Here is a 19,008-nt window from a genome sequence, read left to right as displayed (position 1 = left end):
GATACGCTTATGGATGTTTCCCTTGTTGTGCGTTTTGTGAATCATCTCCAAGAAGGGATCGCCTCTGCCAAGCGAGACTTAAGAGCCTTTAGCCTCGATATTGCGCATTTCCAAAACCAAACACGAAAGCATTTTAAAGGGTGGTTTGACCCTGAGCACTTGGAGGAAGCTACAGCAAAAGCGCAAAATGCTTATATTCATGCGCGTGGGCGCATGGTAGGCGCCATTGCTCAAACGGCAACCTTGATTGCGCCTCTTTATAAAGCCATGCAATTTGATCAATCGATGAAAGGCTTGGAAAAGGTTCTGGATGCCCCCCTTGATCGTTTAAAAGAATTGCGTCGTTTTGCGCTTGAAACCTCCACCAAAATCCCTCTCGCCGCTCGTGAAGTTTTAGAACTGATGACCAGTGCCAGCCAAGCAGGGATTGGTGAACAAGATCTCGAGGCTTTTAGCATTTATGCCGCCAAAGCAGCGGTCGCCTTTGATATGACGGGGGACCAGATTGGGGAACGCTTTGCCAAATTGCGCAATGTCTTTAAGCTTAATCAAGCAGGCATTGAAGATCTAGGCGATGCTATCAACCATCTTTCCAACCACATGGCGGCCAAGGCAAGTGAGGTGTCTGACTTTACCAATCGGGCGACCGGTGCGGCAACCATGTTTAAACTGACAGCCCGTGAAACCGCAGCCTTTGGAACGGCAATGATTTCTGCTGGTATTGTCCCAGAGAGTGCAGCACGTGGTTTTAATTCTATCAGTGCCCGTATTCAGGCGGGAGGAAAGCATATTGAAGATGCTTTTACTAATATTGGGCTCTCCCGCCAAAAATTCATGGAAGATCTGGAGAAAGATGCCACCGGTACCTTGGTGCGTTTTTTTGATGTCTTGGGCAAATCCGAACAGGGGATGCGTTCACTGATTGCCATTGCAGGACGCGACTTTACTGGGGATTTTGCCAAACTGGTGGGTAACCCCGAATTGTTAGGGCAAGCCTTAAAGTTTGTTGAAGACCCAAAAGTCTTTAAAGGCTCTGTCGAACAAGAGGCAGACAAACAAGCAACCGGTGCCATGCGGCAATTTGAACTGTTGCAAAACCGCATTGTGGCTTTAGGGGTTACCATTGGTGAAGTGCTTCTGCCTCCTGTCAACAGTTTAATGGCAAGTGTTGGTGGTTTTATCAATGTTCTTATGGCATGGGCTAATGCTCATCCAGCTTTAACAAGCGCCATTATCAAAACCATTGCCGCCCTGATGGCTTTTAACATCGCTTTACGGGTTGTACGTTTTACCATGGCGGGAACCCGCCTTGGGATCCTGCAATTGATTGCCTCTTTTATCAAGATGAGGGCTGTGAGCGGTGCGCTGAAGGCAAGTTGGCGCGGGCTCTTGGCTTCAGGGCGCTCACTGGGCTTGTTAACTGCAGGTCTTGGGGCAAGTTCACTGCGACTCTTACGCCCCATAACTTTATTGATGGGAGCTTTGCGAGGGATCGCAATTTCAGGTACAGCATTTGCTGCCTCTTTTGGCTGGATAGGGACAGCGATCGAGGTGGTTGGGGCAGGTATTGCTTCTGTTGTTGGGGCTGTATTTACCCCAATCGGTGCTCTGATTGCTGCTGTTGTGGCTGTCATCATTGCGACTTGTTTTGTTTTGTGGAAATATTGGGATCGCTTTTCTTCCTTTGTCAAAGGATTTGCACGGGGGCTAATCCGCGCTTTTGGTCGTGCCTTTGAAGCCGTCATGCGTTTTTTTGGTGCTGACACAGCAACCATTACACGTTGGAAAAACATCATTGCCGCTGCCTTTGATTTTTCTGCCCACTGGCAAAAGTTTAAACAAGGGCTTTCTTCTGTTTCTAAGTGGTTTGGCAATGTGTGGGAGGGTTTTAAACAAAGTCTCTCCAACTTTTGGGAGTGGTTGGGGAGTTTTTTTACTAGGGAAAAGCTCTCAGAGAGCGCCAAAGCGGGTATGGAACAAATCGGAGAAGATTTGGCGAGTTGGATTGTCGATGGCTTTACGGGGACCATCTCACAATTGACAGATTTTTGTAAATCTTTACCTCACCGCATAAAGGGGTGGATTGGGTCGATTGATGTAAGAGATTATTTGCCAAGTTTTTTAGGAGGCAAAACGCCTCAGCCTGTTGTGCAATTTGCGGGAGCAGGGCATGGCCATAGCTTTGTTCCAGAAGCAAAAGACAAAGAGCGCGTCCCCATCACGCACAATCAAAATGTCACGGTGCATGTCAATGGTGCACGTGATCCCATTGCAACTGGTTATGCGGTTCGTCATGCCTTGCAACGGGCAGGGGCCAATGCCTTGCATGGCGGAACAGAATAAGGGGAGGGAGTATGCAAGATCCTTTGCTGATGTTAGGACCGCATCAATTTTATGTGGACTGGTTGAACTTCCAATCGTTTGAGGAAGAGTTTTCGGCTTCATGGGTTTGCTTAGAGCGTTTTGGTGGGGCCCCTGGTTTGCAATTTACCGGTTATGGCAATGATCCCAAAACCATCCACGGGGTATTATTTCCAGAAGAGTTTGGGGATCGGGTTGCCATTGATGCCATCACCAGAACCATACGTGCGGCTCAACCCGTTCAGATGATCCGTTGGATGAGTGATGATAGCTACAGTGCCTTAATGCTTGGATCCGTGGTGATTACCAGTGTCACGAAAGACCATGACTATATTAGCCGCTCTGGTCAATCAGGGCGTATTCGCTATTCCATTAGCCTGTTGCCGTTTTTTGATGGGGGAAAACCACAAGGTCAATATCAAATAGGGCAATACCAAGGGGGACAAGAGGAGGATACCTCATGAAGATCCCCGCAAAACAGCTTGTGGTCGAACTTGAGGATATGAGTTTAGACCTCATTTGTTATCACCATGCCTTGTCTGTTTTAGGAGACCGGAGGCAAGCTGGTTTACTGAAAGGTTATTTAGAAGCCACACTGGAGGCTAATCCAGAGATTGCGGGGTATGATGCTTTTTTACCGCGGGGCTTAAAGGTTCTTTTGCCTGAATTTATTTCCCAAGAAAAAAACAGCGTGGTCAAACGGCTATGGGATTAATGCGCACACATCCCTTTATTGAGGTAAGGGTAGGGGATAAGCTTGTTCATGAAGTTTTTTACCAACGTCTTTTAACGGCAACCATCACAGACAATGCGGGTAATGAAGCCGATACATTCGAGGCGGAATTTGATGATAGCGGCAATGATTTAGAGATCCCCTCCAGGAACACTGCGCTCCATGTCACCTTTGGTTATGAGGGAAGTATCCGTGCATTTATGGGGCGTTTTGTTGTGGAGACGGTGATCAGTTGTGGGGGCAGTGATGGAGAGATTTTGCGCCTTTGTGGCAAAAGCGCCTCTATGCGTGGGGAACTTAAAGAACAGGTGAGCGAACATTTTGACCATAAAACCATTGGCGAGATTGTTGAGATTCTTGCCAAACGCCATGGTTATCAAGCAAAGGTAAGCCCCAAATTTACCAAACAAACCTTGCCTTATGTGGTGCGCACCGATCAGTCAGTGATTGATTTTTTAACCCGTCTTGCTGATCGAATGCAGGCGCGTTTTTTGATCAAAGACAATAAGTTTTTATTTTTAGGTGGCGACAATCTTCCCCTACAGACAATCCATCAATATGACTGTGCGCATTGGGAATTCACACTAGAGCCTCGCACCCAATATGGCACTATTGAAGCTTCTTATTTTGATCGTTCAAAAGGGCAACAGCACGTCGTTACGCATCACACGGGGTATCATGGTCCAGTGCGCCGTTTGCGCACGTGCTACCCTTGTGAAAGCCAAGCACAAGCCGCCGCTGCTTCCGAATCGGATAGGCTTTGCCGAGCCATGGGCAGTGGTTCTTTAAGCTTAGAGGGGCGCCCTGAAATCATGGCGGATCAACCGCTTCTCCTCCAAGGGTTTCGTAGAGAAATCAATGGCCCATGGCATGCCGCAACCGTGACCCATCGCTATGAGAAGCAAAGCGGATACATCACAGAAATTACCCTAGAAGCGCTAAATCAAGGAGAGGAACAAAAATAGAGGCTGGGCTGGTCACCCAGCCAACGGGAGAAAGTTTTGCGACAACCCCGTCCAATGCGACTTAACTTAACATCGCAGCCGCTTCTTATCACTTAAAGTAATGAGAAGACGGCTAATATAGATGAAAGAGTGTAAAAAAATGATGGATATACTTCATAAGGAAAAATTAAAATCTGTTGAACCTATCTCACCCGCTGCTGCTTATATTGGGGGCAAAAGAAGATTAGCCAAAACCATTATCAAAATCATTGAAGATATTCCACATAGCATTTATGCTGAGCCTTTTGTTGGTATGGGTGGAATATTCTTTAGACGGAAACTGATTCCATCTACTGAAATTATCAATGATTTTTCAGGAGATGTGGTGAATTTTTTTCGGGTGTTACAACGCCATTATCACCCCTTTATAGAACTGTTAGCGTTTCAAATAAGCAGCCGTGAGACGTTTGAACGCTTACAGACACAAAATCCAGAAACGCTTACGGATTTAGAACGGGCTTTGCGGTTTTTATATTTGCAGCGTTTAAGTTTTAGTGGGAAAGTAGCAGAGCGTACGTTTAGAGTTGAGACAGACCGGTGTGCACGGTTTAATCCCTTCAAACTTGAAGGTATGTTAAAGCTTATTTACCGCCGTTTAGCGAGAGTTATCATTGAACATTTAGACTGGTCTGATTTTATTGTGCGTTATGACCGGCCAAATACTTTGTTTTATCTTGATCCACCTTATTTTGGTGTTGAAGATTATTATGGCAAGGACTTGTTTAAGCGGGAGGATTACCAGATGATGTCTATGCTGCTTGCACAATTAAAGGGGAAGTTTCTTCTCTCTCTCAATGATGTGCCAGAGATTCGAAAAACCTTCAGTCAATTCCATATAAAAGAGGTGAGAACAATTTATTCCTGTAATTTGTCAAATAATGCGATTCCGGTAAAGGAACTCATCATTACCAATTGTGATATTTAGGAGAAAAGAAAAAGATTCATTAAAGGGTCTTTAAACAACCTTTGAAAGGACTTTGAAGCTCCTTTGAGAACCCCTTAAAAATCATGTGAAGCAAAATAAATTGGTACAAAACCTGGTGGCAAAATATACAAAACCTGCTGACAAGCTACAATCCCGCACCTTAAAAAAACACCTATAAAATCAACAAATTATAGCACGATAAAAGTGCTGTGGCGGAGGGGGTGGGAATGCCATATTTATATAAAATCAATAAGTTATATAAAGGTAAGGGAATTTTATGGTTATTGATTTTATTAGCTTATTTTTCTGTCTATCCCGAACCTTTTAATAGCTTATTCTCAATCATTTTGTCCAAATATGAAACTAAATTTTGTCGTATAGAACTTGACTCTTATTTTTATTAATCGTATAGTATCAGTATACGACATGGGGCGGTAATGGCGATTGTGAGTTTCAAACATAAGGGCTTAAAATTATTTTATACAACAGGGTCTACAAAAGCTATTCAAGCAGATCACGTAAAGAAATTACGCGTTATCTTAACGGCTTTAACAAGTGCTACTACGCCCGAAATGTTGAAAGCACCAGCCTTTAAAATGCATCCTCTTAAAGGTGAACTTACAGGATATTATTCTATATGGGTGAATGGAAATTGGCGTGTTACTTTTCGCTTTATAGGAACAGATGTGGAGCTTGTTGATTATCAAGACTACCATTGATGAGAGGAATAAAAAATGATGCATAATCCTGCACATCCGGGTGAAGTTTTAAAAGTCGCTTTCTTGGAAGAAATGGGGCTATCAATACAGAAATTAGCTGATCACCTCCATATGACAAGAGCTTCTCTCTCAAGAGTGATTAATGGACATGCTTCTATGAGTACCGAGCTGGCGATTAAATTAGAGTTGGCGGGTTTTAGTAAAGCAAAATTTTGGTTAGATATGCAAACTAACTATAATTTATGGCAAACAATGCAACAGGCACAACCAACTATTTCTCCTCTAGTTTCTGAGGATAGTCAAACACACATTTGATTTTATTCATAATTTTTCTGGTGCTTTTCTTTGTTTTTAGCTTCTATCCATTGTTTTAGTTTTTTTGAAGTTTTTTAATTGCTTCTATTGCTAGACGTTTTCTATCGGCTGTTTTGGTATAAAGAGATGCCATTTTATCTTCAGTCCAGCCAAATAGTGCTTTCATTTGTGAAACTGTAGCACCAGCATTAGCAGCCCGTGTTGCTGCCAATTTTCTCAATCCATGGGCTGATTTTTTAATTCCTGCTTGATTACACGCTTCACGAAATAAGTTGCCAAAACTTTCTTTTACAAGCTTATTTCCACCTTTACCACAAATGAATGTTTCATCACCTACGGGACCAATTTTAAGGGTTTCTGCAAGTTCTGGTAAAATAGGTAGAAAAACATCTGTTTTAAATTGGCTCTTTTCTGTTTTGAGATGAATAATATTATCTTTAACATTTTTCCAGCCAATGCGAACGGCATCACCACGACGTAAGCCCGTATATAAAAGAACATCAATCCAGACGCGTTCATGGGTACCGACAGACCAATGTTGATAATATTTCTCAACATCTTCTTCTAACCATGGGGTGAAGCCTTCTGCGTTAAAGGATTTTGGCGGTTTTATGTTAAAAGCAGGGTTTCTGTTTAAAAGAGCATTATCAACCGCCCAATTAAAAAGACCATTTAAAGAAGTCAAAAAGTGTCTTGCTGCTGCGGGAGTATTGCGTCTTCTTTCTACGGCATCAAGAATATGTTGTTTTTCTATGCTTTTATAAGCGCGATCACCAATATGTTTAGAAATATTGTTTAGAATTCTATATTTAACTTTTTTCGTTGACTCTGATTGATTATGCCATTGCATGCTTTGTAAATACTGATGCAATAACCAATCGAAAGAGCCCTCTACAAGTCTGGTTTGTTTTGTTTTCTTGGAGGTGCCATTTTGCGCATGCTTAAGGGCAAGCATATAACTGTCAATAAACTCTTGCGTTCCGTAAACTCCTTCAATCCGAACCCGTGGTCCATGACCAATACGGACATACCATATGATTTTACCATGGCGTGTACGTTCACGAACAAGATAGGGTGGACGACGCTTTGGCATGGTTAGAATTCTATGCCGTCAACAGAGGGGCAAGAAGGGTGAGTACTACATTCTTCTTGTTCGTTTTCAAGAGGTGGAAAGTCTTCAATACTGTAAGCATTATTCCTTGTTGTTGGTGGTGTTATAGTTTTATTGATATGAATTAATAACTCTCCAGTAGGTTTGATTTCTACAACCTCTGCTCCTTGTTTTTTGGCTTCTCTTAACGCGCGTGCAATGGCTGGTTGTGTTATGGTAGGTGGGCGGTGTGCCATGTCTATTCCCCTTAATTTAGGTGCAATTCACCCGTGTTGTGAATCACGAATTGATTGAAAATTGTTAGGAAAGGTTGGAGATAGAGGTGTTATAGAACACCTTCAGTTTAAAAAATTGCAAGTTATGTGTTAGATGTGCTTAATTTCATATTTCCAATTTGTTAGTTGTGTAAGAGCCGTCGTAATTTCTCCCCTATGACACATGCACACATCAGATTCAAAACAAGTGATAGCAACACGTTTTTTATCTAAAAAAAGCTGGTATAACTTTTCTATTGCATGAAGATTATTCTTAAGAGTTGTATTTTGGTAATCTTCAAAAAGATGTTTATAATCTTCTCGTGTTTTCAGATTGCGTCTTTTTTCAGAGGCAATTCCAAGTTCAGGCAAGTGTATATATTCAATGCCAATGTTGCTTACAGCTTTCTCTAATTGCCTTTTTGAAAAACCATGTTTTCTACTTATTGGATTTTTACGAACATCACACAAAATTTTAACATTGTTTTCTATGAGGCAATTCAGATAATGGTCTAGTGATTTTCCTTCATAACCAATGGTAAAAAAACAAGGCTTCTCATCTTTGGTATTACACACGTTTAATTTCCTTACATAAATGGGTGGGGGTGCTGGGAGGAGAGAGCACCCCCATAACATCAAGCGGCTTTCGCTAAAATCTTTTGCATCTCTTGTTCTATTTCTGCTAAAAAGATTTCGACCGCTTGATTAATCTGTTCGATTTGTTCTTCATCACGGTGAATGCGCTTGATTTTCATACGAAAATCAGATGATCTGCCTACAAAACGCGGATCATAACTGATAAAATCACACCATTTGCGCCCCGTACAAGCCATTTGAAATTGCATTTGTGCAAGATATTCAGGCTTAATATTACTATCTATAAAAAAGCGTAGATGGTTTGGTGGTTGCGGGCATTTAACCTCTACTAAACCATCTTCACCAATAAACCCATCAGGACTAGCACCAGCCATTTGGATTGTGGGATGTTGAATGAAACCACACCTTGTGACCTCTGTATCATAAATGAATTCATATTCTCTCAAGGCATCTTCTTCATGTTCAATGCCCCATTGCATAGCCGGTGTCGTATAAGATTGGCTTATTTCCTCTGTTAATCGCTCTGTCATAAGCTTTATTTTGTAGTCTTCATATTTGCTTGTAGGCATTCCCTTGGCTGTTTTACTGAGTACGTTATAAACATTTGAAGCGGTGACTTTACCTAAACGGGCTTGAAACCATTCTGCTGTTCTTTGTTCCATTTCACACCGCCTTTTGTTGCTCTTGTTGTGCTTTATTCATTTGAGAGCGTTTCTTTTTTTTCAAAGCAAACAAAACGGTTTGTGCTTGTTTATAAGACATCTGTGTTAGGGTTTTTACTCCTATGAAAGAAATAATATCGCTTTCCTTTGCTTGTGTCTGTTCCATTAATTCTTTGATTTCATTCATCTGTTCAGAAGAGATACCAGCAAGAATTGTGGCTCCATCTGTATCGTCTTCTTTTCTTGCTACATTAAGAAGCATGCCTAGCAGGTATCTTCGTGCATAGGTAATTGTAGAGCCAACCGCTTGTATGCTGTTTTTGCTCCCTGTAGTGTCAAAGGGAAATGTTCCTTCTGTTGATATTTTATTCCCTGATTTATGTGTTAAAGTCATTTCTACGGTTATACCGTTTGAGTTCTGTGCTTTGATCTGAGAAAACAAGGCAAAGTGGTGTTTTGCAAGAGTTTCCTTGATTGCATCAATATATTTATCAAGTGTTGTATAGATACTTTTAGTATGTGTATTAAGGGCATTTTGTTCGATGTTTTTATATTCCATTTGCATAGCAGAAAGATCACGGACAAAGTCCTGGCGCTCTTGTCGTTCTATCTCCTTTTCTCGCAATTCAAGAAGGCTCTTGAGACGCTCCAGATCGACATCACTTTGTAAAGCTCTTTCTAAAATAAGCTCCATAGCTGTAGAGTTGGTTTCACAAGCGTTTGTTTTTTCCACTAATTCCGTTTGTGTGGTACTTAGTTCTCTCATCTTGATTTCCTCCATTAAAGCGCAATTCCCCCGTGGCGTGAATCACGCATGTGTTAAAAGTTGCTTGTTTGGGTTGTTAAAAATTGAATTTCAGAGGCGGTATGATGTCATCAATTTCTAATATTGACATAAATCTACGTCCATCATTAGACTTAAGTGCAATAAAGATTTTTTCTTTATCATTAGAAAATCGTCCTATTTCAAATCCAATACATCTAAATACTTTGCTTGCGTATGATGCATATGTACATCTAGATGTGTGATTTGATATCATTTTCTTAAAATTATCTTCACCTAAAAGGTCATTGATTACGTCTTTAGGAATTATGGTATCTACATAGGGGTCGTCTTCATATCCAGAGATAGTTGTACAAAGTTCTCCGGGGTTTTGATCACTTCTCACAACTGTCTGTACACACCAAGTAGGTTTAATTTCATATCTATACATGATTATCCCCTACCTTAAAACGGTGTCGTTTTCGGATATTCTAAAACAGTGTCGTTTCCGGATATTTTTGTATTTCCGGATACTTGTGCATCACCATAAATTTTTGCGTCACCATAAACACGTGCATTATTAAGAACAAAAGAATAGTCCAAAATACAAGCATTGCCAGAAACCTTGGCATCACCAAGAACCTCGGCACCACCAAAAACTTTGGCACTCCCATAAACACGGGAAAAACCATAAACCTCGGCATCATCAAAAACACGGGCCTTTCCGTGAACACGGGCATTGCCATAAACCTTGGCTTTGTCGAAAATCTTGGCTTCCTCGCCAACCCAAGCATAATTATAAACCCATGCTTCTCCGTAAACTTGTGCATCACCAAAAAGTTGGACATGACCACAAACACGGGCATCATCAAAAACCCATGCGTTCCCAAAAACACGGGCATTACGATAAACATAGGCATCATCAGCTACCCAGCAATTTCCCTCATGGCTTAAGTTGTCTTCTTTTTCTATAAAACCGCCTAGATCACCGGCTTTAACTTTTCCAAAATCTTTTAAGGCGCGTATGCGGTGGAGAGTGTGACCATCAACTTCGATTGTTTTATCGGTGAGTTCGTATTTCTTTTCCATGATTTATTTCCTTTAAGTTAGGCTCTCCCTTTGCCGCTCTTGAAAAGAACGGCATTGGTTTGTGTGATAATTTTTTGAGAAAAGGGGTGCTTTTAGAAACGTGACGTATAGCTTGGGTAGTTTGGAAAGACATCCCAAGGAGTTAAACGGTGCTGTTGTTCATAAGTCCCGTACATTTCGTCTTCATATTTTTCTTCTGCGATCTCTTCTAAAATTTCATTGTAGATATCACTTTCGCGTATAAAGTAATGAACTTTCCTCTCCTCATAGAGATGTTCGATATTTTCTTTTACATATGCTTCTGCCATCTCTTCAGAAATGTCTTCACAACTCTTTTCAGAAGGATTTATGCGAAAGATTTGTATAACATCATCTACTCCATAAACAATGCTTAGAATTTGGCTTGCATCAAGTGGTCCACCTTCTGCAATGTGTTGATCTTTATCGAAGTAGATTAAAAGAATTTCATCGGAATTAATAAGAATTGGCTTTTCCATAATTTCCCCTCCCTGACGCCTCGTGGCGATTGTTTGTTTGTGGTTTATGGATACCAATGTAGCGATTTTGAAAACAAAGTCAATAAAAAAATGTAGCGATTTTGAAATTTTTTTTAAAAATGATAAATTAAAGACTTACTTGAAGAAAAGTATAAAAATATTAATTCATATTCTGGCTGGCTTAATCCAGTCGATAGGTGCACACCATTCTAATTCTACATCTACGATATCGGCATATTTTCCATTTATACTGGATAAAACCCATTTCCCTTTTTCTTTTCCGAGACGTAATACTTTGATATAAACTTTTCCACATTTAGTTTTTACGATAGCGCGGTTGTTAATAAGATCCTCTGGTGGCAGATGATAGGAATAAAAAAGAAGGCTTCCTTCTTCAATGGCTGGAAACATAGAATCACCTACCACCCGAACGGCGACAGTTCCTTTAGGAGCAGAAGGTGGGGCTTCTACTTCTTCTAGACAACCAGAATCTATAGCGATTATTTCTCCGCCGGCTCCTACAGATCCAATCAAAGGAACTAAGTGATTAGTGGGAATAGAAGCGCCTGTAAGCTTTGATATTTCTAATAATTCTCGAGCAGAAATATCTCTTGTTCCCTTTAGCATTTTATTGACGGCAGCACGATCTATAGAGCGACCTAAAGAAGCTGTTAGCCGTCTTGAAAGCTCTGATTGGCTTAATCCAGCTTCAGATAAGGCATTTTGTAGCCATTGCGAAATACTTATTGTCATATCTTTATTGTAGGTACGTTGTATACAATCGTCATTTTCTAATTTAGAAACATGTAATTTCATTATCAATTTTCCTTCTTGACATTGTTTTTATAATCGCTACATAATGGGCTATGAAACAATTTTATGAAATAATAAATCTGTTAGGTGGAGTTCGTAGGGTGTCTCAGTTGCTCGGAGTTCATAGAACACGTGTGTATGTCTGGCTGCGTCCTGTATCAAAAGGTGGAACTGGTGGGAGAATTCCGACAAAACATATCCCAATTCTTTTAAATGAAGCCAAAAGAATTGGAGCACCGATTAAGGCAGAAGATTTTTTCTCGTTTTTTTATGGAGGGCAATCATATGAGACTATATCATTTCAAGTATCTGCTTTTACACCTACTCCTACAGATAATAACGAGCACCAACAGCACAATTTTTAAAAGCTTAATCACTGTGCATGTCATCATGGCGTGCAGATAAATACACAACAGCCTTAAGGGGGGATTATGATCACGCATGCACAAACCATTCTCTGTCTTGATCTAGGGACCAAGACGGGGTGGGCTATATGCGGTGCTGATGGTCACATAACAAGCGATACAGAACATTTTAAATCACGCCGTTTTGAAGGCGGTGGGATGCGTTATCTACGCTTTAAGAAATGGCTTTCTGAACTAAAGAGGTCTGTTGATGAAATTGATGTCGTGTATTTTGAAGAAGTACGCCGGCATGTGGGTACTGATGCAGCGCATGTTTACGGTGGCTTTCTAGCAACTTTAACGGCTTGGTGTGAACATCATCAGATACCGTATGAAGGCATTCCAGTTAGTACGATTAAGAAAGAAACAACCGGTAAAGGAAATGCCTCAAAAGAAGAAATGATTAAAGCGGTGCGTGCAAAAGGGCACGCGCCTAAAGATGACAACGAAGCAGATGCTTTGGCAATTTTATATTTAAAGAAAGAAGGGGGCGCACATGTCCAATAAAATACCATGGACAAGGCTTTTTGCTGATAAATGGATTCTTGATCTCACTTATTTGTCTTCTATTGAAGGCAATATATACATGAGATTACGGTTGCAAATGCTTCACACTGGTAAGCCTCTTTTAAATAACATTAAGGTTTGGGCTAATTATACTGGTTACTCAGTAAAAACATTTGTCAAAGCATTAGACGTTTTACAGAGTACTGGTCATATTATTCGTTTAGCAGATGGTCGTTTATGGAATCTAGATGTTGAAGCAGAATTAAATGATAGCGTGGGAAAATCAGAAGCGGCATCAAAAGCTGTTAGTGCTAGATGGAAAAAGTCTAAAGAAAAAAACGTAAAGTGTAATACGGAATCTATACAACATAAATACGGAAATGATACGGATTCTATACGGAATGAATACGAAAGCGATACGGAAACGATACCATATAACATTAACAATAACATATATAATAAAAAAACTAATACTATCGTATTAGCAAAAAAAGAAATTTGTTCTGAAAATTTAGAAACAACCGATTTGGTTGAAGAGCCAACAGAAGATGATGCTCTCAAAAGCCAATCAGAGCTAATCGAAACGATAGAAACAAACCAACTACCCATTCACGAGCAAGAAAGCGTTCCGAAAAAAGCAAAACGTGCGAAAGCTAATCGAGGTTGTCGATTGCCAGATGATTTCGAACCCGATTACGATTTTGCCATTGCAGAGGGCTTGCCACCAGAGCGTGTGAAAGTCGAAATGGCAAAATTTCAAGATTACTGGCGTTCAAAAGCTGGAGCAAATGCAACCAAAATCGATTGGCAAGCAACATGGCGTAACTGGGTAAGAAATTCAAAAAAATACGAAATTAATGACAATGGTGGAAACAGTGGTGGAAACAATGGAAACTTTTCAAAAGATCAAGGAACTCGTGGTGGTACCGGAGAGACAATCCGTAACCTTATCCGTGAAGCAGGATTTAGCGACTCCACTTCAAAATATTGCACGACAGATGGCGCAATGCGTCACAAGGGAGTATCCATGGACCTTGATCAGTGGCGTGAAATTAACACCAGCACTAGAGGAACAAGCTTTTGCAACTTATCAGACAGTTCAAAACTTACTTACCTTGAAAGCGTCTGTTGAAGACATTGCAGAGGCTCTTGATGTGCTTGAAGGTGGTTTGACAATGCAAAAAGTTTCGAATGCAGAGGCACGTGCAAAGGCTTATATCGTTGCTCTTAATGGCATTTCGTTATGGGCTTTGTTGCAGGCTGTTAAAAATCTTATACGTGGAGAAGCCAAAGGCATGTCAACGACGTTTGTTCCTTCATGTGCTGATCTTGCACAGTATTGTCGTGATTTGGAAAGCAGTCTTCTTGGAGGTTCTGAGAAAGTTTTTATAGCCATTGAAAATACGCGTAACAAGGCATTGGGTGGTAAACGCATTTCATTCACGAGAATAGGCAAGCCTAGCGAAGAGCATGATAACAATTCAAAAGCGGCTTAAAACAGCAAAATAGTGAAAAGTGCTGATCGTTTTGAGATTAGATGTGTGTTTAAATCGACAAAATAATACCGTACAAGGCGATTTAGAGATTTTATGATGAAAACCACACCTGTAATATAAAACGCTCTGTACGGTCAAATTTGAGACAAATAAGCTCATAGGTAAAGTTAGGATTAAAACATGCCCATTTTAAAACATTTATCCTTAATAAACCGTAAACAGCCGATACAAAAAAAGTTTGTGGCAACAGCGGTAGGACATGCCCCATGGGGATTGGGAGTAGCAGAGTATTTTTACAACCTTTACGAATATGAAGATGGTGCAAGAGAATACGAGGAATTCGATGGTGGTCAATACCATGAGATGCCTGCGAATGTTGATTACAGTACCAAGGCGCAAGTGAAAGCGTGGGTTTACGGTGGCAACTTACCAAAAAGCGTTTTGAATTATGAAGCGTTGATAAAGGAGTTAAATGCGAAAATCAAAAAACGTACAAAAGATGATCAGTTGATTTGTGAGATAACGAATGATGGTGAGAGAGGTTACCCATTATCGAGTGAAGAGATAGACAGAGAGCTAGAAAAAACACTGGATATTCAATTGAGTAAATATCAGAATAAAAAAGTGAAAAAAATTGCAAAGGCATGTTGACATTAAAGAGATGTTCCTTTAGAAAAGCATCAAGTGTGTAGAAACACTTAGTGTTAAGCGGGTAGATCACGATAAGATCTTTCCCATTCTTTAAAATACTGACTGTCTTTTATGCTTTGAATAGCGTATGATGATTTATGTCGGGTGTGGTTATGCCATACAATACCCTTTTTAGGGGAAAGCATACAGCGGACTTAACACCGTGTTTCTAGCGCCCGACGCCCTTTTAGCGTGTCAATAGAAACTTTTATGTTAAGGAAACATTCCAATGAAAAAATATGAAATTACAGACAGAACAAAACAAGTTTACGATATTGAAACTCGTCAACCTAGAAACCTTTATCGCATTCGTGCTTTAAGAGATTTTGATGATGTCAAGACTGGTGATCTAGGTGGCTTTATTGAAAATGAACGCAACCTATCCCATGATGGGGATTGTTGGGTTTATGATAATGCTATGGTTATTATGAATGCTGTCATTTCTGAAAATGCAAAAATACGTAATGACGCTGCTGTTGCTGATAATGCCAAAGTTTATGGCAATGCCAAGATTTATGGAAAAGCTAAGGTTTATGGTAGCGATACCCGTGTTTATGGCAATGCTCATATTTATGATAATGCCAACATTTGTAGTGACGTGTGGTTTCGTAACAAGGGGCGGATTTATGGCAAGTGCGTGGTTAGTGATAATGCTAAGGTTTATGGGGACGCAAAAATTTGTGGTCAAGTTTGTGACAATGCGGTGGTTTATGGCAAAGCCTTTATTTGTATAGAGGCAAAAATTTATGACGATGCAAAAGTTTGGCATAGTGCTCATGTAAAGGGCTCTGTTTATGGCAATGCTAAAGTATCAGGATCTGCTTATGTATACGAGGGTTCTCATATTTTTGATAATGCTAGGGTTTATGGCAAAGCGCTTGTTTACAAAGATGTCAAGATTTATGGCAACGCCCGTGTTTATGAGAATGCTCGTATTTATGGAAAAGTAGAAATTTATGATGATGCATGTATTTCTAACAGGTCTATTATTGCAGAGGGTGTGAAAATTTATGGCAATGCCGTTATTAATGGTAAGCAAAAGATTTGTGATGATATTGACGGTAGTGAACAAACTTTAGATAAAACAGCCTAAATAAGGGGCTGAGGGTTGCCTTATAGAAAAAAAGCCGCGTCTTAAATGGGTGCGGCTTTTGTTTTGCTATAAAAAACAAATGAAAATGCAAGCGATTAAGTGATGTTAAGTTAGTATTAACAGCGTATATTCAGTTACTTATAACTGTTTTTTAACAAAATTAATGCCGTTCATAGCGATAATACTTAAAAAATGTTGTTATCTTATTGAAATAATTGAAAAAATAAACAAATTATGATAGGATTTTACGTATATAAAATGCAAATCAAATGGAACTTACAAACATGTTGAATAAAGTGATCTTAATTGGCTATTTAGGGGCAGATCCCGAAAGCAAAACAATGAATTCTGGTGTTGAAGTCGTCAATTTTCGGTTGGCTACTTCTGAGAGCTATACGGATAAAAATACCAATCAAAAAGTAGAGAAAACTGAATGGCATTCCGTGGTAGTTTTTAATCCACATTTGGCAAAAATTGCTCTTCAATATTTACACAAAGGTTCAAAGGTTTATGTAGAAGGAAAATTACAAACCCGTAAATGGCAAGATAAAAACGGTATTGACCGCTTCACAACAGAGATTGTCTTGTCACAATACAAAGGCGAATTGCAGTTGCTTGATGCAAAAAAAGAGCAATCCACTCCTTCATCTATCGCTTCAGGTGCTGATGATTATGGCATATCTGCTCATGACAGCATGCCGTTTTGATTTAAAGATATAGCAAAAAGAAAAAAATGTGAGTTTCCATAGATGAGGGGATGTATGAGAAAGCAAGATGCTTACATTTCACAAGTAACAGTACGTCAAGATCCTGTTAATCAATTGGCAATTGAAATGCGTGCAAAGCGCTTTGGTTTGACCATAGAAGAGGCTAAAAATCCGCTTTCTGGTACTTATGTTGGGCGGCTGTGTTTAAAAGGTGTGCTTACCCAAGATCAGTATGATGCTGCGCAAAAATATCTTGAAGTGAGAAATGACTATTCGTGTGCAAAAGGTTTGCCAAGCGCTATTTATGACGAAATGCCATCATCTTCTGATGACAAAGCAAGAGAGAAGTGGGTTGAACGTGCAACAGAGAAGTTTTCAAATATACAAGAGGTGGTAAGAGAGGCACAGCGTCTCTATAGACAGTATAATCTTTATACGTCTTTACAATATCTTGTTGTAGAAGAGCAAGAGATACCACATCTTGTAAGTTCATTGCGGATTGCTCTGAATGCTCTCCAGAAGTATTTTGACCAAAAAAATAAATGGTAAGGTTTTACTGGTATTTTTATTAAAGCATTAAAAGCTCTTGAAATAGCTTATAAAATGTTATATTTTTATATAATATTTTAGAGAGGGCGTTTTATGCATACAACAAAATTACGTAAAGTTGGAGGGTCAGTGATGCTTTCCATACCGCCAGCATTGCTTGATGTTCTCCATCTTACAGAAAATACGCAAGTTGGTTTGGCTGTTGATAATGGGCAATTGATTGTGAAGCCACAAACATTTCCAAGTTATACTCTTGATGAATTGCTAACCCAATGTAATCCGTCAGATGATTTTGTAGATGAGGACTTGGAGTGGTTTGATGCTAAACCTGTTGGTAGAGAGCTCTTGTGATGAAGCGGGGCGAAATTTGGCTTGTATCTCTTGATCCATCTTCTGGCTATGAGCAAAAAGGAACGCGTCCTGTACTGATTGTATCACCAGAAGCGTTTAATCGTGTAACGAAAACACCCATTGTCTTACCTATTACAAGCGGAGGAAATTTTGCTAGAACAGCAGGTTTTGCTGTCTCATTAATGGGAGTAGGATTGCATACAACAGGCGTGATACGTTGTGACCAGCCACGTGCTCTTGATATCGGAGCGCGTCAGGGTAAGAAAATGGAAACAGTCCCTCCCATGATTATGAACGAAGTTCTTGCTAAGCTAGCAACATTTCTCACGTAGTTTCTTGCAGCATGGCGTGAAACGTTTTTCCGTACAATACGTTGTATTTGTATTACACTGAACACAAATATGAGGATTGTGTTATGACAATATCTATTCGGTTACTTAGCGAGCTTGAAACACGTTTGAATAATTTAGCTGCGAAGACAGGGCGTACGAAGTCTTTTTATTTACGTGAGATTATTGAACGCGGAATAGAGGAAGCAGAGGATTATTATTTAGCTTCACAGGTCAGAGAGCGTGTTCAAAGAGGAGAGGCTACTTTTTATAGCTCTGAAGAGGTGAGGAAAGAGCTTGGCTTGGACGATTAGAGATGAAAAAAAGCTCTCAGTTTTTTAAAAAAAATGCGATAAAAAAGAAGCACGTCGGATTGTTGTTTTTTTAGATCAACATGTTGCTTTTCTTGAGGATGTGCGTGCAATAGGTAAACCCTTAAGAGATCAATTATCAGGTTTATGGAGGTATCGTGTAGGAGATTACAGGATATTGTGTGATCTTTATGATAAAGAGCTTGTCGTGTTAGTTTTGGCTGTTAGACATAGAAAAAATATATATAAAAGTTAAGGAAAATCTTTTATAAAATATTTTAATCTTTAATCAAGGATTAAAAGGAGTAATATCATACAACTAACTGCGGCGGTTGTTAATAAAAATAAATAAGCAGGAATTTTTAATTTAAAACGCCAAAGTAAATTAATGATAATGGACATTATACTGATAAATATGAGTACTACTATTACAACTATGAAATCATCAAATGTTATGCGCCTTCGAGGTTTTTCATAATCAGAAACAGTGGAAAACGAAATGTTATATTGATTAATTCCACTATCTGATAAAATCTTTTTTGGGTGCTGTGCTACTACGTATTCCTTTTGCACAACTTTAATTTTTTCATGTAAATTTTCATCAGTAGTAGAAGACTGATAATGAGTAAAAATCTGTTCACTTTTGGCATAATCAGAAAGAAAAAGCCCACTGATTACTATGACTAATAAGTAACTTATTTTTTTTACTGATAAATAATTCATTATTT

Annotated in this window: 29 protein-coding genes; 19 read left to right on the top strand and 10 right to left on the bottom strand. The window is 39.6% G+C overall.

The genetic code is table 11. The annotated features are described in order from the left end of the window. Positions 1–9 precede the first annotated feature (9 nt). The 7 genes from NNJ73_RS07605 to NNJ73_RS07575 all read left to right on the top strand — a co-directional run bounded on the left by NNJ73_RS07605 (position 10) and on the right by NNJ73_RS07575 (position 6,057). Positions 10–2,343, top strand: coding sequence for a phage tail tape measure protein (locus NNJ73_RS07605; protein WP_254493533.1), 2,334 nt, complete (start codon positions 10–12; stop codon positions 2,341–2,343). Between the two features lie 11 nt (positions 2,344–2,354). Continuing rightward, positions 2,355–2,825 (top strand): phage tail protein, encoded by a 471-nt coding sequence (locus NNJ73_RS07600; RefSeq protein WP_142416576.1) that lies wholly within the window; start codon positions 2,355–2,357, stop codon positions 2,823–2,825. Further along, positions 2,822–3,076, top strand: coding sequence for a tail protein X (locus NNJ73_RS07595; protein ID WP_142416575.1), 255 nt, complete (start codon positions 2,822–2,824; stop codon positions 3,074–3,076). The genes NNJ73_RS07600 and NNJ73_RS07595 overlap by 4 nt, the downstream gene beginning before the upstream one ends. After that, entirely contained in the window at positions 3,076–4,059 is a 984-nt protein-coding gene (locus NNJ73_RS07590; RefSeq protein ID WP_254493694.1) for a phage late control D family protein, read from the top strand. Before NNJ73_RS07595 ends, NNJ73_RS07590 begins: the two co-directional genes overlap by 1 nt. Before the next feature lie 142 nt (positions 4,060–4,201). Then, positions 4,202–5,023 (top strand): DNA adenine methylase, encoded by an 822-nt coding sequence (locus tag NNJ73_RS07585; protein ID WP_254493243.1) that lies wholly within the window; start codon positions 4,202–4,204, stop codon positions 5,021–5,023. Positions 5,024–5,460: 437 nt separating this feature from the next. Continuing rightward, positions 5,461–5,742 carry a type II toxin-antitoxin system RelE/ParE family toxin gene (locus NNJ73_RS07580; protein WP_208441689.1) on the top strand — a complete coding sequence of 94 codons (282 nt, stop codon included), beginning with the start codon at positions 5,461–5,463 and terminating at the stop codon, positions 5,740–5,742. 15 nt (positions 5,743–5,757) lie between these two features. Then, positions 5,758–6,057: a HigA family addiction module antitoxin gene (locus tag NNJ73_RS07575; protein WP_254493532.1), complete on the top strand. Its 300-nt coding sequence runs from the start codon at positions 5,758–5,760 to the stop codon at positions 6,055–6,057. A 55-nt stretch (positions 6,058–6,112) separates the two neighbouring features. Here NNJ73_RS07575 and NNJ73_RS07570 read toward each other — a convergent pair whose 3' ends face one another. From NNJ73_RS07570 to NNJ73_RS07530, 9 genes are all read right to left on the bottom strand, one after another. Further along, on the bottom strand, positions 6,113–7,150 hold the full coding sequence (locus NNJ73_RS07570) for a site-specific integrase (protein WP_254493531.1): 1,038 nt from the start codon (positions 7,148–7,150) through the stop codon (positions 6,113–6,115). A 2-nt stretch (positions 7,151–7,152) separates the two neighbouring features. Continuing rightward, on the bottom strand, positions 7,153–7,404 hold the full coding sequence (locus NNJ73_RS07565) for a hypothetical protein (RefSeq protein WP_254492222.1): 252 nt from the start codon (positions 7,402–7,404) through the stop codon (positions 7,153–7,155). Between the two features lie 129 nt (positions 7,405–7,533). Next, positions 7,534–7,998, bottom strand: coding sequence for a DUF488 family protein (locus tag NNJ73_RS07560; RefSeq protein ID WP_254493530.1), 465 nt, complete (start codon positions 7,996–7,998; stop codon positions 7,534–7,536). Between the two features lie 59 nt (positions 7,999–8,057). Next, positions 8,058–8,681 carry a lambda exonuclease family protein gene (locus NNJ73_RS07555; RefSeq protein WP_254493529.1) on the bottom strand — a complete coding sequence of 208 codons (624 nt, stop codon included), beginning with the start codon at positions 8,679–8,681 and terminating at the stop codon, positions 8,058–8,060. A gap of 1 nt (position 8,682) precedes the next feature. Then, the gene (locus tag NNJ73_RS07550) at positions 8,683–9,447 is read right to left on the bottom strand and encodes an ERF family protein (protein ID WP_254493428.1); all 765 of its coding nucleotides are present in this window, start codon (positions 9,445–9,447) and stop codon (positions 8,683–8,685) included. Positions 9,448–9,523: 76 nt separating this feature from the next. Continuing rightward, complete coding sequence (locus NNJ73_RS07545; RefSeq protein WP_254475229.1) at positions 9,524–9,895, bottom strand: hypothetical protein; 372 nt, start codon at positions 9,893–9,895, stop codon at positions 9,524–9,526. Between the two features lie 14 nt (positions 9,896–9,909). Beyond that, complete coding sequence (locus NNJ73_RS07540; RefSeq protein WP_254493528.1) at positions 9,910–10,533, bottom strand: hypothetical protein; 624 nt, start codon at positions 10,531–10,533, stop codon at positions 9,910–9,912. A 92-nt stretch (positions 10,534–10,625) separates the two neighbouring features. After that, positions 10,626–11,030, bottom strand: a complete 405-nt coding sequence (locus tag NNJ73_RS07535) for a hypothetical protein (RefSeq protein ID WP_254493527.1) — start codon at positions 11,028–11,030, stop codon at positions 10,626–10,628. 165 nt (positions 11,031–11,195) lie between these two features. Then, a complete protein-coding gene (locus NNJ73_RS07530) occupies positions 11,196–11,846 on the bottom strand; it encodes a S24 family peptidase (protein WP_208441681.1) in 651 nt (216 codons plus the stop codon). A gap of 98 nt (positions 11,847–11,944) precedes the next feature. Here NNJ73_RS07530 and NNJ73_RS07525 point away from each other — a divergent pair, with 98 nt between their 5' ends. The 12 genes from NNJ73_RS07525 to NNJ73_RS07470 all read left to right on the top strand — a co-directional run bounded on the left by NNJ73_RS07525 (position 11,945) and on the right by NNJ73_RS07470 (position 18,536). Then, on the top strand, positions 11,945–12,208 hold the full coding sequence (locus NNJ73_RS07525; protein ID WP_254472929.1) for a hypothetical protein: 264 nt from the start codon (positions 11,945–11,947) through the stop codon (positions 12,206–12,208). A 66-nt stretch (positions 12,209–12,274) separates the two neighbouring features. After that, complete coding sequence (locus NNJ73_RS07520; protein WP_254493526.1) at positions 12,275–12,754, top strand: crossover junction endodeoxyribonuclease RuvC; 480 nt, start codon at positions 12,275–12,277, stop codon at positions 12,752–12,754. Next, positions 12,744–13,886: a YdaU family protein gene (locus tag NNJ73_RS07515; protein WP_254493525.1), complete on the top strand. Its 1,143-nt coding sequence runs from the start codon at positions 12,744–12,746 to the stop codon at positions 13,884–13,886. Before NNJ73_RS07520 ends, NNJ73_RS07515 begins: the two co-directional genes overlap by 11 nt. Next, positions 13,801–14,250: a hypothetical protein gene (locus tag NNJ73_RS07510; protein ID WP_254493524.1), complete on the top strand. Its 450-nt coding sequence runs from the start codon at positions 13,801–13,803 to the stop codon at positions 14,248–14,250. Before NNJ73_RS07515 ends, NNJ73_RS07510 begins: the two co-directional genes overlap by 86 nt. 180 nt (positions 14,251–14,430) lie before the next feature. After that, positions 14,431–14,901 carry a hypothetical protein gene (locus tag NNJ73_RS07505; RefSeq protein ID WP_254493523.1) on the top strand — a complete coding sequence of 157 codons (471 nt, stop codon included), beginning with the start codon at positions 14,431–14,433 and terminating at the stop codon, positions 14,899–14,901. Positions 14,902–15,169: 268 nt separating this feature from the next. After that, positions 15,170–16,033, top strand: a complete 864-nt coding sequence (locus NNJ73_RS07500) for a hypothetical protein (RefSeq protein WP_254492172.1) — start codon at positions 15,170–15,172, stop codon at positions 16,031–16,033. Positions 16,034–16,317: 284 nt separating this feature from the next. Continuing rightward, complete coding sequence (gene ssb, locus NNJ73_RS07495; protein ID WP_254492171.1) at positions 16,318–16,740, top strand: single-stranded DNA-binding protein; 423 nt, start codon at positions 16,318–16,320, stop codon at positions 16,738–16,740. Between the two features lie 54 nt (positions 16,741–16,794). After that, positions 16,795–17,289 (top strand): hypothetical protein, encoded by a 495-nt coding sequence (locus tag NNJ73_RS07490; RefSeq protein WP_254492170.1) that lies wholly within the window; start codon positions 16,795–16,797, stop codon positions 17,287–17,289. A 93-nt stretch (positions 17,290–17,382) separates the two neighbouring features. Then, a complete protein-coding gene (locus NNJ73_RS07485; RefSeq protein ID WP_254492169.1) occupies positions 17,383–17,640 on the top strand; it encodes an AbrB/MazE/SpoVT family DNA-binding domain-containing protein in 258 nt (85 codons plus the stop codon). Continuing rightward, entirely contained in the window at positions 17,640–17,972 is a 333-nt protein-coding gene (locus NNJ73_RS07480; protein WP_120122258.1) for a type II toxin-antitoxin system PemK/MazF family toxin, read from the top strand. Before NNJ73_RS07485 ends, NNJ73_RS07480 begins: the two co-directional genes overlap by 1 nt. Positions 17,973–18,055: 83 nt before the next feature. Further along, positions 18,056–18,283, top strand: a complete 228-nt coding sequence (locus NNJ73_RS07475) for a DUF6290 family protein (RefSeq protein WP_254493522.1) — start codon at positions 18,056–18,058, stop codon at positions 18,281–18,283. Between the two features lie 58 nt (positions 18,284–18,341). Then, positions 18,342–18,536 (top strand): type II toxin-antitoxin system RelE/ParE family toxin, encoded by a 195-nt coding sequence (locus NNJ73_RS07470; RefSeq protein ID WP_256478099.1) that lies wholly within the window; start codon positions 18,342–18,344, stop codon positions 18,534–18,536. Positions 18,537–18,565: 29 nt separating this feature from the next. Here the strand turns inward: NNJ73_RS07470 and NNJ73_RS07465 are convergent, their stop codons facing one another. Further along, positions 18,566–19,003 (bottom strand): hypothetical protein, encoded by a 438-nt coding sequence (locus NNJ73_RS07465; protein ID WP_254493520.1) that lies wholly within the window; start codon positions 19,001–19,003, stop codon positions 18,566–18,568. Between the last annotated feature and the right edge of the window lie 5 nt (positions 19,004–19,008).

The sequence above is a fragment of the Bartonella sp. B1099 genome (genome assembly GCF_944801835.1).
In the GTDB taxonomy this organism is placed as follows: Bacteria; Pseudomonadota; Alphaproteobacteria; order Rhizobiales; family Rhizobiaceae; genus Bartonella.
Note: the sequence above shows the minus strand (reverse complement) of the source record. Positions and strands in the feature narration are given on the sequence as shown.